A 12787-nucleotide genomic window follows, 5' to 3' on the forward strand; every position below is an offset into this window, starting at 1 on the left:
CCGAAGCTCACCCGAACAACCGGGGAAGCACGCCCTCCGACGTACTGCGCAGGTCCTCCAGCGAAACCGTGAACAAGCCTTGCACTTCTATCGCGTCGCTGGCCTCGTCCACGACCCCGATGCGCGCTGCGGGCAGCCCGCGCGCCTCACACATCGCGGTGAACCTGCTCTCCTCGGTTCGGGGCACCGCGACCAGCACCCGCCCCGCGGACTCCGAGAACAGCGTGACAAAGGGATCGGCGCCCTCGGGAAGCACAATGCGGCAACCGGTTTCGCCAGCGAGGGCCGCCTCGACGACCGCCTGCACCAGCCCGCCTTCGGACAGATCGTGCGCAGCCGAGACCATCCCGTCACGAGACCCCGCGGCGAGCACCTCGGCGATCAACTTCTCGCGCGGCAGGTCGACGCGCGGCGGCAACCCACCGAGATGATCGGCGGTGACCTGCGCCCAGATCGACCCATCGAACTCGTCGCGGGTGTCGCCGAGCAGGATCAGCGTTTCGCCGGGTTCTGCCCCGAGGCCGGTCGGAATGCGGCGCTTGACATCGTCGATGACACCCAGCACACCGACGACCGGCGTCGGCAGGATCGGCGCGGTCCCCGTCTGGTTGTAGAAGCTGACGTTGCCGCCGGTGACCGGAATGCCAAGTGCCGCACAGCCGTCGGCGAGGCCACGGACGGCCTGACTGAACTGCCACATCACGCCGGGGTCCTCGGGCGAGCCGAAGTTGAGGCAGTTGGTCACCGCAACCGGCTTCGCACCGGTGACTGCGACGTTGCGATACGCCTCGGCCAGCGCGAGCTGAGCGCCCGTGTACGGGTCGAGCTGGGTGTAGCGCCCGGATGCGTCGGTGGACACCGCGATGCCGCGCCCGCTCGCTTCGTCGACGCGCAGCACCCCGCCGTCGGCGTGTTCGGCGAGCACGGTGTTGCCGCGTACGTACCGGTCGTACTGCTCGGTGATGAAGGCCCGGCTGCACAGGTGCGGACTGCCAACCAGCGCAAGCAAAGTCGCCTTGAGTTCGTCGCCCGTCGACGGCCTCGGAAGCTTGGCCGACGTGTCGGCGTTCAACGCGTCCTGAGTGTCAGGACGCTGCACCGGACGCTCGTAGACCGGACCCTCGTGGGCGACGGTGCGCGGCGGCACGTCGACCACGGTCTCGCCGTGCCAGGTGATCTGCAGCCGGTCGCCGTCGGTGACCTCACCGATGACGGTGGCCAGCACCTCCCACTTGCGGCACACGGCCATGAACTTGTCGACGTTTTCCGGCGTGACGACCGCACACATGCGTTCCTGCGACTCGCTCGACAGAATCTCGGCCGGCGTCATGTTGGCCGCCCGCAGTGGCACGGTGTCCAGCTCGATACGCATGCCGCCATCACCGGCAGACGCGAGTTCCGATGTGGCACAAGATAATCCGGCGCCGCCGAGATCCTGGATGCCGACGACCAGGTCGTTGGCGTACAGCTCGAGGCAGCATTCGATGAGCACCTTCTCCATGAAGGGATCGCCCACCTGAACGCTTGGCAGCTTCTTGCGGCCGGGCGCACCGGATTCGTCGCCGCCGAATGTCTCCGACGCCAGCACCGAAACGCCGCCGATGCCGTCGAGACCCGTGCGCGCCCCGAACAGGATGATCTTGTTACCGGTGCCCGACGCGAACGCCAGGTGCAGATCTTCCTTGCGCAGCACGCCGACGCACAGCGCGTTCACCAACGGGTTGCCGGCATACGACGCGTCGAAAACCGTCTCCCCACCGATGTTGGGCAGCCCCAGCGAGTTTCCGTAGCCGCCGATGCCCCGCACCACACCGTCGACGACCCGGCGGGTGTCAGGCGCGTCGGCGGCGCCGAAGCGCAGTTGGTCCATGACTGCGACCGGGCGCGCGCCCATGGCCATGATGTCGCGGACGATGCCGCCGACACCGGTGGCCGCGCCCTGATACGGCTCGATGTAGGACGGGTGGTTGTGCGACTCCACCTTGAAGGTGGCCGCCCAGCCGTCGCCGATGTCGACGACGCCCGCGTTCTCGCCGATGCCTGCGAGCATTGCCTCGCGCATCTTTTCGGTGGTGGTCTCACCGAAGTAACGCAGATGCACCTTGGAGGATTTGTAGGAGCAGTGCTCGCTCCACATCACCGAGTACATGGCCAGCTCGGCGTCGGTGGGCCGACGGCCGAGGATCTCACGTATCCGCTGGTACTCGTCATCCTTCAGGCCGAGTTCGCGAAACGGCTGAGGTTGCTCGGGAGTGGCGGTGGCGTGGTCGACGGTGTCAGCGATATTCAGGCCGTGGGTTAGCTCCGACGTCACCCGGCCAGTCTAGTTTGGCACCGATCATGGCGGGTATCGCGACGCGTATGGGCCAAACCGTCGCCGACTACATCTTGTCCCGTCTACGCGAATGGCACGTCGGCCAGGTCTTCGGCTATCCCGGCGACGGGATCAACGGGCTGATCGCCGCGTTCGGCAAGGCCGACAACAACCCGCGGTTCATCCAGTCGCGCCACGAGGAGATGTCGGCGTTTCAGGCCACCGGCTACGCGAAATTCTCCGGCGAGGTCGGCGTGTGCATGGCGACGTCGGGGCCTGGCGCGATTCACCTGCTCAACGGGCTCTACGACGCCAAACTCGACCACACCCCGGTCGTGGCGATCGTCGGGCAGACGGCACGCAGCGCAATGGGCGGCAGTTACCAGCAAGAGGTCGATCTGCAGACCCTGTTCAAGGACGTGGCCAGCGACTACCTGGTCGAGGTCAACGTCGCCAGCCAGCTGCCCAATGCTCTCGATCGCGCGTTCCGGACCGCGCAAGCGCGGCGTGCGCCGACGGCGATCGTGATCCCGTCGGATCTGCAGGAGGAGGCCTACGAGCCACCGGCGCACGCATTCAAACAGGTGCCGTCGAGCGCGCCACACGACGTCGAACCGGTGCTGACCGCCAATCCCGATGCGATCTCACTGGCCGCCGACATTCTGAACAGCGGATCGCGCGTCGCGATTCTGGTGGGTCAGGGTGCCCGGGGTGCCGCGGCCGAGATCCACGAGGTGGCCGAACGCACCGGCGCCGGTGTGGCGAAGGCGCTGCTCGGCAAGGACGTGCTCTCCGACGACCTTCCGTATGTCACGGGGTCGATCGGCCTGCTGGGCACCAGGGCCAGCTATGAGTTGATGCGGGACTGCGACACGTTGCTGATCGTGGGGTCCAACTTCCCGTACAGCCAGTTCCTGCCCGAGTACGACAAGGCCCGCGCGGTGCAGATCGACATCGACGGCGCCAACATCGGCATGCGCTATCCCACCGAGGTCAACATCGTTGCGGACGCCAAAACCGCTCTGGTGCAACTGCTTCCGTTGCTGACCCGCAAGACAGAGCGCTCGTGGCGGGACACCGTCGAGGCCAACGTCGCGCAATGGTGGCAGACGGTGGAACGGCAGGCCATGCTGTCGGCCGATCCGGTGAACCCGATGCGGGTCGTGTGGGAACTATCCAGCCGGCTGCCCGCTAACGCGATCGTCGTCGGTGACTCGGGGTCGTCGACCAACTGGTACGCGCGCTGTCTGCGGTTCGGCCCGGACATGCGCGGGTCGCTGTCGGGGACGCTGGCGACCATGGGCCCGGCGGTGCCCTATGCGATCGGCGCCAAATACGCACACCCGGACCGGCCGGTGATCGCTTTGGCAGGCGACGGCGCGATGCAGATGAACGGCCTGGCCGAACTGCTCACCATCCGCAGGTACTGGCGGCAGTGGTCGGATCCGCGACTGGTGGTGTGCGTGTTCCACAACAACGACCTCTCCCACGTCACCTGGGAACTGCGCGCGATGGGCGGCGCGCCGAAGTTCGACGAGTCGCAGGCACTGCCCGACGTGTCCTACGCCGAGGTGGCCCGCACGATGGGGCTCAAGGCGATCGCCGTCGACGATCCCGACGCGGTTGGGTCGGCATGGGATCAGGCGCTGGCGACCAACGAACCCATCGTGCTCGACATGCGGACCGATCCCGAGGTGCCCCCGATCCCGCCACACACCACCTACGACGAGATGAAGTCGATGACCGAGGCCCTCCTCAAGGGCGATCCGAACGGCTGGCATGTGGTCGGAGAAATTGCGAAAAACAAAGCGGCGGAACTCCTTACGCGCGCAGGTTTGTCGCCCAAAAGCGGCGCGTAGGCGCTCGAGCGCTGCGGCTCGAGACCTACGTCAGCGACGCCCCGGGTTTGCGCTCGGCAAACGGCGGGTACGTGCTACTCGTGCCCGCCGCCGGCGAACCTTGCAGCGTCACTGACTTCAGCGACAGGAACTACAACGTCCTGTGGTACGCCGAGCAGTGCCTCCTTCGATTGCAGAACCACCTCGCCGCCGCGGAATTAGACGATCACCAGGTCAGCCCTCGTCGGTGACGCAGAAGGCGTTGCCCTCCGGGTCGGTGAGCACCACCCAGGCGACAGGGCCCATGCTGTGCCGCCCATTTTCGGTGGCACCGAGATCTACGAGCCGCTTCACCTCGGCGTCGACGTCGGCGGCGGAGAAATCGAGGTGGATCTTGTTCTTCCCCGGTGTCGGGTCGGCGACCTTCTGGAACAGCAGCTTGGGGCCCGGCTGCCGTTCGACGGCGACGTATTCGCCAGGGACATAAGGGGTTAGCTGCCCGCCCGCGGCTTGTGCCCACCACTGCGCGGCCTTGTCGGGGTCGGTTGTGTCGAAGGTGATCGATTCCACATTGAGCGCCATGGCGCCGACCCTAGATCACAGGGGTGACAAAAAAGCCTGAAGCGCGGCGGAGTAGGCGGCGACATCGGCGGCACCCATCACCTCGCGCGCGGAATGCATGGCGAGTTGCGGGGCACCGACGTCGACGGTGGGGATGCCGGTGCGCGCGGAGGTCATCGGACCGATGGTGGAGCCACATGGCAGGTCGGCGCGATGCTCGTAGCGCTGCAGCGGGACCCCCGCTTGAGCGCATGCCAGCGCGAAGGCGGCCGCGGTGCGCCCGTCGGTGGCGTACCGCAGATTGGGCTGCACCTTGAGCACCGGGCCCGCGTTGACCTCGATGAGGTGGCCCGGTTCGTGCCGCTCGGGGTAATTCGGATGGGTGGCATGCGCCATGTCGCCCGATGCCACCATCGAGCGCGACGCCCGTCGCAGGAAATCCTCCCGGCTGCCGCGCGCCGCCAGCGTGATCCGCTCCAGAACCGTCGGCAGCAAGTCGGACTGCGCGCCGTGGTCGGACTGCGAGCCGACCTCCTCGTGATCGAAGAGGGCGAGTACCGGAACGTGATCGGTGGGTTCGACGGCCAGCAGCGCTTCGAGGCCGGCGTAGCAGGTGGCTTGGTTATCCAACCGGGGTGCGCTCACAAGCTCTTGGTCGACGCCGGCCAGCCGTGAGGGCGTCAGGTCGTGGGTCATCAGGTCGTAGCCGAGCACGTCGGCCTCCGCGACGCCCGCATGCTCGGCGACATAGCGCAGAAATGACCGGCTGCCGCTGCCGACGCCCCACACCGCGTTGACGTGCCGCTGCGGGTCAAGGGCCACCGCCTTGCGATCGTCGGCCAGATGGATGGCCAACTGCGGCACCCGCAGGATCGGCTCATCGATGCGGACCGGCCAATGGTCGACGGTGTTGCCGACACGCAGTGAGAGTCGGCCGCTGACGCCGAGGTCGCGGTCGAGCCACGAGTTCAGCCACGCCCCGCCGTATGGCTGCAGCGCCACAACCTGCCAGCCGGAGACGAAGCGGTCGGGGTGTTGCTTGACCCGCAGGTTGGGGCTGTCGGTATGCGCGCCGACCACGCGGAACGGTGTGTTCGGGTCGGTGCCGGCGATCCACGCGACCAGCGAGCCGGCGCGCACGGTGAAGAAGCGGCCCGAGGCGGGCCAGGCGTCGGCCTCGGACAGCTCCGTAAACCCTGCGTCGACGAGGCGCTGCGCCACCGTCGCGCAGACGTGGAACGGCGACGGTGAGGCGTCGATGAACTCGCACAGCCCCTGTGCACTTGCGGACATGGTTAACCATCATTGCCGACGATCTTGACGATAAGGTCGAACGGTGCCCGACCCACTGCCGCAACCGGTAACGGCGCCGTTGACACCTGCAGCCATCTTCTTGGTGGTCACCATCAATGAAGAGGAGGGGGCGGTCCAAGAAGTCCACGACGCGCTGCCCGACATCGCTGGACTGGTCCGCGCCGTCGGCTTCCGTGACCCGGACAAGAGGTTGTCGGTGGTCACGTCGATCGGATCGGATGCCTGGGATCGGCTGTTCTCCGGCCCGCGTCCCGCTGAGCTGACGCCGTTCATCGAGCTGACCGGGGGCCGCCACGAAGCGCCTGCGACGCCAGGGGATCTGCTGTTCCACATCAAGGCCATGTCGATGGACATGTGCTTTGAGCTGGCCGGCCGCATCGTCAAGGCGCTGGGACCGGTCACGGTCGTCGACGAGACGCACGGCTTCCGGTTTTTCGACAACAGGGATCTGCTCGGTTTCGTCGACGGGACCGAGAACCCGGACGGCCCACTTGCGGTGTCCGCCACCGAGATCGGCGACGAGGATCCCGATTTTGCAGGCGGCTGCTATGTGCACGTGCAGAAATACCTGCACGACATGTCGGCGTGGGATGCGCTGTCGGTCACGGAGCAGGAGTTGGTGATCGGGCGGAGCAAGCTCGAGGACATCGAGATGGATGACGATGTCAAGCCGGCGAATTCGCATATTGCGCTGAATGTCATCGAGGACGAAGACGGCAACGAGCTGAAGATCGTCCGGCACAACATGCCGTTCGGGGAGATCGGCAAGGGCGAGTACGGCACGTACTTCATCGGCTACTCGCGCACCGCCGCGGTCACCGAGCAGATGCTGCGCAACATGTTCGTCGGCGACCCGCCGGGCAACACGGACCACATCCTGGAGTTCTCGACCGCGATCACCGGTGGCAAGTTCTTCACACCGATCGTCGACTTTCTCAATGACCCTCCACCGCTTCCGAATTCGGAGCCCGAAGAAGAGCAGCCCGAAGTCACCGTCGCGCCCGTCAGGAACGGCTCGCTGGGTATCGGCAGCCTGAAAGGAACCCGCCAATGAACAACCTGTATCGCGATCTGGCTCCGATCACCGAAGGCGCATGGGCGCAGATCGAAGAGGAAGCGACGCGAACGTTCAAGCGGCACATCGCGGGACGGCGTGTGGTCGACGTCAGCGAACCGGGCGGCCCAGTGACCGCGGCGATCAGCACGGGTCATCTCAGTGATGTCGCGGCGCCTGGCGATGGCGTGGTGGCGCATCTGCGCGACAGCAAGCCGCTGGTGCGGTTGCGGGTGCCGTTCACGGTGTCGCGCAACGCAATTGACGATGTCGAACGCGGTGCGCAGGATTCGGATTGGGATCCGGTGAAGGACGCGGCGAAGAAGCTGGCTTTCGTGGAGGACCGCGCGATCTTCGAGGGGTATGAGGCCGCGTCCATCGAGGGCATTCGGGCGTGCAGCTCGAACCCGGCGCTGGCCCTGCCGCAGGATGCACGCGAGATCCCTGACGTGATTGCCCAAGCGTTGTCGGAGCTGCGGCTCGCGGGTGTCGACGGGCCCTATTGCGTGCTGCTGTCGGCCGATGTCTACACCAAGGTCAGCGAGACGACCGAACACGGCTATCCGATCCGCGAGCACCTCAACCGTCTCGTCGACGGCGACATCATCTGGGCCCCCGCGATCGACGGTGCGTTCGTGTTGTCAACGCGCGGCGGCGATTTCGACCTGCAGCTGGGCACCGACGTGTCGATCGGTTACCTGTCGCACGACGCCGACAATGTCGAGCTGTATCTCGAGGAGACGCTGACGTTCCTCTGCTACACGGCCGAAGCCTCAGTCGCCTTGACTCCCTAGCCCCAACTACGCCGAGCGTGCGTGTCTGCACGCCGACACGCCGTAATTTGCGTACATTTCGCGCACGCTCGCGGCGCTCGATTACCCGATCCGTGGATCGGTTACCTCGTCGACGAGCTCATTCGCTTCCAGATCGAGCCGTTGCGGACGAGCTAGGTGTGCGGCGTCCGTCGTCACCTTCATGATGAGATCTGCCGGGTTCAAGCCGAGGCCCGTCAGCCCGTGCATCGCCGTCTGGACGGCTTCGTCTTCAGGGATGTCACGGCCGCCGGCATAAACCTTGGTGGTGTGGACGTATGCGGTGGTTCCGTTCGACGGGCGATGAAAGGAGACCATCCGCACACTGGTGGCCGTTTGGGGTGGCCCGCTGAATGAGCCCGTGGTGTCGAACTGGTTGACGACGGCGGCCGCCGCACCGTTGTCGGAGATCAACTGGAAGTGCATCTCGGTCACGTCCGCCGCGACGAAGGAAGGTCCGTTCACCACGGTCGCCGCTCCGTTGACGACGACGTTCTGAAAGAGCGCATAACTGCGGAACATTGGATGTGGCGGAAGATTGGAGTTGAACTCCAGATGCAGCGCCAGCGTTGACTGGGCGACGACTGTGTGCGGTGCGTGGGAGTAGTGAACCGTGGCGGTGCAACCCCAGGTATGCACGTGGTCTGTCAAGACGATCATCGACCGTGCCCCTTCTGCAGCGTGCACCAATTGTGACAGGCGGATCATGCGGGGAATGCGAAATTGCTCTCAGTTCAGATGGCTCAGTTCTTCGCTTGAATCTGCGCCAGACGCTTGAGCGCTCTCCCGTCGGTGAGTTCGCCCCGGGATTCTGGGTGCTGCCAATAGAACCGGACGAGTTCTCGCAATGCTGCACCGTAAGGTGTCATCCCACCGGCTGCGATCGTGGCGGTGCTTTCGTCTGACATGACGAACACGATCGCGTTCGGTGTTGGCGCCTGTTTGCTCGGTTCCTCGTCGGTGACGTCGTGGACTTGCTCCCAGCCACCCGAATTTGACCGAAAACCTTCTGACAACTCGAATCCGGCCGGCGTCACGCGCAGGTACTTGGTGCTGCCCCGACTTACATTCCGCCACAACATCGGTGCGCCCATCGCCACAAGCACGGCGCTGACAAACGGCAGCGAGTAGCGCATGAAGGGTGGCACCGGGATATCCAGCTTCCCGAGTGGTACGAGTACCACGATCAGGGCGCAGGCTACGACGGCGCCGGCGAGCGACACCTGGATGGATGTGTCGATGACGCGATCGGGCCGAAACGTCGTGCCCGCGTCGTCGACTTCTACGCGTGGAGTCACCGTGCCTCGGACAGCCTTAGCCACAGGAAATATCAACCCGTAGCAGAACGCGCAGCCACCAAGCGCCACAACGGCCGACGGGTACTCACCACGCACCAGACTGCGCACAGCCAAAAACGCGGCAACAGTTCCGATGGTGCCGAAGAAAAGCCAGGCCAGTATCGCAGTGGACATCTTCATCAGCGGCGAACTTCCTGGCCGTCAGTGGGGAGCCACCAACGAGAAGAGCTTGTCGTCGGTGCGTTGAACCAATGTCGTGTTCACCTTCCACACCTCTTTGGCTTCGTTCGGCGCGGAACCCGGAATCGACCACAGCGTGTCGCAGGTCGCTAGGTCGACACCTTGTGCAGGAGATTCCGCCGTCAGGGCGACCGCAACCTCGCCGTCTGACGCGATGTACTGGTAACCGAGGCTTGCGCCTTCACACGCTTTCCCTGCCTTGGCCGTTCGCAAGTCGAATTGCTGCCATCTTCGATGGTCGGCATCGGTCGAGATGTAGAACCGAAACCCGATCAGACGTGCATCTGGCGACGGTACCGATGGCGGCAGGTCGAGCAGCTTTCTGCCATCGATGCTGTAAACACGATTGTTGGAAGCCGACCCCACAACAGGGAGGTCTAAGGAGCGGGTCTCGAGACGGCCATCCCCCTGCGGCTCACCGACCTTCTTGCCGGTGTTGTCGAAGAAGGCGACCCGTTCCGTGAGATCAGGTCCCTCGGTGTATTCGTAACCGAAGCCCCCGGGATAGACAACTGCCTGACCAAGCTGAACATCCTGCAGCACAGCAGGTTTCACAATTTTTCCGTCGACGACAGAGAACACGATGTCACTTACCTGGCCACTGCCTTGGACTGCGAGCGTCGATGGAGCGCTGTCACGCGCCATCTTGGTGAACTGAGCGGGAAGTATGCCGTTGCCGGGCACGAACCAGGTCAGCTCGCCACGCGATCCCACGCCGTAGATGCCTTTGCCGGTGACGGTCGCAACGGCGTAGTCGCCGATCTGTTCGAGAATGGGCTGACCGTCCGTTCTCGCTACGCGCAGATCGGTAGGACCGTCGAAGGTTAGTGTGCCCGACGACGTATCGACCGCCCATGCGGTTGACGGCACTTTGGGGTCAGGCCCTTGTCGTACGCACAGAACCGCGGGTGGGCCGTTGACGTAACAGTTGAAATCCGTTGCATCACCGGCCGATCCGAGGCGCACCGGTCCGAACACACGCCGACCATTCGTCACGTCGAGGCCAAGCAGCCACCACCCCTCGCCTGCAATACCCAGGAAGACGCCACGATCACCGATATTGCCCACCGGCCGCACTACTGTTCCCGGCGGAAGACCTAGGTCCTTCGCGGTCGTTGTCCACCCAGGCACCGGCTGCCGGCGCATCGATGAGGACAGCAGAGTCTGTTGCGGCAGGCCCGTCACCGACGGTGCGGCATGCGGCTGCTCCTCTGCAGCGCGGCCACCGCAGCCGACCAACACGAGCAAGGCTGCGAAGAGCCACAGGATTTTCAGCATCATTCGTGCCTCAGGATTCTGTCTCGAGCCGCCGCAGAGCCCGGCCGTCGGTTAGTTCCTGACGGTCATCGGGATGTTTCCAGTAGTAGCGCACAAACTCCCGCAGCGCGTGACCGCCTGGTGTGTACCAGTCAGAGGGCAAGATTCGAGTACGCCCCTCGGTGGTTGTGATGTAGGTGGTTCCACTGGATCGGCGCGAGTTCTGGGGTCTGTCCGCGACATCTGTCACTTCGTCCCATGTTCGCAGCGCGGAGTTCACCGTGTTTCCCAACTCCAGGTTGTCGACCGTCATGCGGACGTAACTCGTCCCGCGTCGTCTGACGATCTGGAGCACACTGAAAACGCCTACCAACGTTGCGGCGGCACAAGCGAACACGAAGTACCTCACGTCGTTGCGTGGCACGCGAATGGCGATCATATCGAGAGGTGCGAAAACGGCGTAGCACGCCATCCCGAGGAACGCCCCGAAGGTCGAAGCCATCAAAAGGGCGTCCACTCGCCGGTCCGGCCGCACCATGATTCCGTCACTCTCACGCTGGATGCGCGGCTTCACTTTTCGCAGGGCGACGACGGCCAGCATCAATATCAAGCCCAGCGTGAAGACCGCGAATCCCAGTGCCACGACGGCCGATAGGTACTCTCCGCGCGCGATGTAGACGAATGCCCAAATGAGGCAGAAAATACCCAAAGGACCGAAGAGAATCCACAGGTACGCGGTAGCGAGCGACGACTTCACGGCGCGCACATTACGTTGCCGACCAATTCCCCCACGTATCCGAAGACGAAGCCGCCCGCCGTGTTTGCGCCGAACGCCGCGATTGGACCGACTCCCGGTATGGCTCCCACGACAACAGAGGTTGCGAGACCTCCGGCCACCCCAACACCACCCGACCACGCGGCAACGCAGCGGTCGTACAAGGTATCCGCCGTGACCATGTTGTAGGCCATCGTCGCGATGCCCAGCGCCGGCCCACCCCATTTCGCGCCGGCTTTGACCTTCTCCAGTTCCGCCATCGACAGCCCCGGAATGCCTTTGTCGGCTTTGGTTTCCAGCCCCGAGAGCGCACCGCCGGCCAATGTGGGAATCGGGTCGTTGAAGAACGAGTCCGGCAACACGGCGTGCCGACCGTCAGGCGTCGTGCAGCTACCGGTGCGGACTCCGTCGGCGGTTTCCGACATCACGACGTGCGTTCCATCGCCGTACCACACCTCGGTCGACTTGCCGCCGTCCTCACGCGGAATGGTCGACGTCAGCGATACCGTTTTCCCGTTCTTGTCGGTGTGCAGCACCGTGATCGTCCCCGCTGGGTACACCTGCTCGCTGGGCAAGCCTTGGTCGATGTACTCCGTCGTTACCTGTTTGCTGCCGTCCAGCATCGTGAACGTGGTGATCTGGTTGCCGTCCTTGTCCACTGAGTGGCTGACTTCGCGGACCGTCGACGCCATGTCCTGAGCACGGGCGATTTCCTGGAACTGCCTCCCCTCCTCTGTTCTCGGATCTGCCACGTCGTCGCCGGGGACGGGCGGCACCGGACCGGGAGGCCCGTACTCCAGATTCGTGAAAACCGATCCAGCGCCTGCCCTCGTTACCAGCAACGCCCGAGCGGTCGACGCGTCGGCTTCGTCAACGGCCTCCAACAGCCCGTTGACCTCGCCCTGGGCCGCTTCGGCTTCCTTCTGCAGTTGAGCGGCCTTCTCCGCTGACATCTCCGCCGGGTCGATCATCACGACCCACTGGTCAGTGACGTTCAGTGGTCCGCTGTCGATTTCCTCGGCGGTCGCCAATAGCTTGGCCCTGGCCCCACCGATCGACGAACTGCCTTTTTCCAGAGCGCCGGCAAAAGCTTCGGCATAGTTTTTGAATCGTGACGCCCTGTCAGTCGCTCGACCGAACATGTCCGCGGCCGCGGCGTGAGCCTCACCGCCCCATCCCCGCGCCTCAGGCATCCGGTCGATTCGATCATCGAGATCGCGGACCGCGGTGTAAATCGATCCTCCGGCGGCCCTGATGGTCGATGCCGGCGCCAACAGCGACTCAGGGTTCCAGCTCTGCAACCGCGAACGTGAAGGCAGCAAGA

11 protein-coding genes are annotated in these 12787 nt (G+C 64.7%); 3 read left to right on the forward strand and 8 right to left on the reverse strand.

Features of this window, described 5'->3' with window-relative positions; genetic code table 11:
* Window positions 1-7 precede the first annotated feature (7 nt).
* Window positions 8-2284: a phosphoribosylformylglycinamidine synthase subunit PurL gene (purL, locus tag GGC64_RS19455; protein WP_192725181.1), complete on the reverse strand. Its 2277-nt coding sequence runs from the start codon at window positions 2282-2284 to the stop codon at window positions 8-10.
* Between the two features lie 77 nt (window positions 2285-2361).
* Here purL and GGC64_RS19460 point away from each other — a divergent pair, with 77 nt between their 5' ends.
* Window positions 2362-4173: a thiamine pyrophosphate-requiring protein gene (locus GGC64_RS19460; protein ID WP_192725182.1), complete on the forward strand. Its 1812-nt coding sequence runs from the start codon at window positions 2362-2364 to the stop codon at window positions 4171-4173.
* Between the two features lie 213 nt (window positions 4174-4386).
* On the opposite strand, the gene GGC64_RS19465 is transcribed toward GGC64_RS19460, so the two are convergent.
* Both GGC64_RS19465 and GGC64_RS19470 read right to left on the reverse strand, forming a co-directional pair.
* Complete coding sequence (locus tag GGC64_RS19465; RefSeq protein ID WP_192724193.1) at window positions 4387-4734, reverse strand: VOC family protein; 348 nt, start codon at window positions 4732-4734, stop codon at window positions 4387-4389.
* 15 nt (window positions 4735-4749) lie between these two features.
* Window positions 4750-6006 carry a M18 family aminopeptidase gene (locus tag GGC64_RS19470; RefSeq protein WP_192724194.1) on the reverse strand — a complete coding sequence of 419 codons (1257 nt, stop codon included), beginning with the start codon at window positions 6004-6006 and terminating at the stop codon, window positions 4750-4752.
* 43 nt (window positions 6007-6049) lie between these two features.
* Here GGC64_RS19470 and GGC64_RS19475 point away from each other — a divergent pair, with 43 nt between their 5' ends.
* Together GGC64_RS19475 and GGC64_RS19480 are read left to right on the forward strand one after the other, a co-directional pair.
* Window positions 6050-7081 carry a Dyp-type peroxidase gene (locus GGC64_RS19475; protein WP_192724195.1) on the forward strand — a complete coding sequence of 344 codons (1032 nt, stop codon included), beginning with the start codon at window positions 6050-6052 and terminating at the stop codon, window positions 7079-7081.
* Entirely contained in the window at window positions 7078-7875 is a 798-nt protein-coding gene (locus GGC64_RS19480; protein WP_192724196.1) for a family 1 encapsulin nanocompartment shell protein, read from the forward strand. Before GGC64_RS19475 ends, GGC64_RS19480 begins: the two co-directional genes overlap by 4 nt.
* Window positions 7876-7956: 81 nt before the next feature.
* Here the strand turns inward: GGC64_RS19480 and GGC64_RS19485 are convergent, their stop codons facing one another.
* From GGC64_RS19485 to GGC64_RS19505, 5 genes are all read right to left on the reverse strand, one after another.
* Entirely contained in the window at window positions 7957-8553 is a 597-nt protein-coding gene (locus tag GGC64_RS19485; protein WP_192724197.1) for a hypothetical protein, read from the reverse strand.
* Window positions 8554-8636: 83 nt separating this feature from the next.
* The gene (locus GGC64_RS19490; RefSeq protein WP_192724198.1) at window positions 8637-9371 is read right to left on the reverse strand and encodes a hypothetical protein; all 735 of its coding nucleotides are present in this window, start codon (window positions 9369-9371) and stop codon (window positions 8637-8639) included.
* Window positions 9372-9392: 21 nt separating this feature from the next.
* A complete protein-coding gene (locus GGC64_RS19495) occupies window positions 9393-10499 on the reverse strand; it encodes a hypothetical protein (protein ID WP_192724199.1) in 1107 nt (368 codons plus the stop codon).
* A 220-nt stretch (window positions 10500-10719) separates the two neighbouring features.
* The gene (locus GGC64_RS19500; protein WP_192724200.1) at window positions 10720-11445 is read right to left on the reverse strand and encodes a hypothetical protein; all 726 of its coding nucleotides are present in this window, start codon (window positions 11443-11445) and stop codon (window positions 10720-10722) included.
* Window positions 11442-12785 carry a hypothetical protein gene (locus tag GGC64_RS19505; RefSeq protein ID WP_192724201.1) on the reverse strand — a complete coding sequence of 448 codons (1344 nt, stop codon included), beginning with the start codon at window positions 12783-12785 and terminating at the stop codon, window positions 11442-11444. The genes GGC64_RS19500 and GGC64_RS19505 overlap by 4 nt, the downstream gene beginning before the upstream one ends.
* Between the last annotated feature and the right edge of the window lie 2 nt (window positions 12786-12787).

The organism is Mycobacterium sp. OAS707 (assembly GCF_014873705.1).
Classification (GTDB): Bacteria; Actinomycetota; Actinomycetes; order Mycobacteriales; family Mycobacteriaceae; genus Mycobacterium.

What these genes read in the sequence shown, in the direction of transcription:
- GGC64_RS19485 (WP_192724197.1), bottom strand. Translation starts at nt 8,553, where the DNA reads ATGATCGTCTTGACAGACCACGTGCATACCTGGGGTTGCACCGCCACG.
- GGC64_RS19460 (WP_192725182.1), top strand. Translation starts at nt 2,362, where the DNA reads ATGGGCCAAACCGTCGCCGACTACATCTTGTCCCGTCTACGCGAATGG.
- GGC64_RS19490 (WP_192724198.1), bottom strand. Translation starts at nt 9,371, where the DNA reads ATGAAGATGTCCACTGCGATACTGGCCTGGCTTTTCTTCGGCACCATC.
- GGC64_RS19470 (WP_192724194.1), bottom strand. Translation starts at nt 6,006, where the DNA reads ATGTCCGCAAGTGCACAGGGGCTGTGCGAGTTCATCGACGCCTCACCG.
- GGC64_RS19465 (WP_192724193.1), bottom strand. Translation starts at nt 4,734, where the DNA reads ATGGCGCTCAATGTGGAATCGATCACCTTCGACACAACCGACCCCGAC.
- GGC64_RS19480 (WP_192724196.1), top strand. Translation starts at nt 7,078, where the DNA reads ATGAACAACCTGTATCGCGATCTGGCTCCGATCACCGAAGGCGCATGG.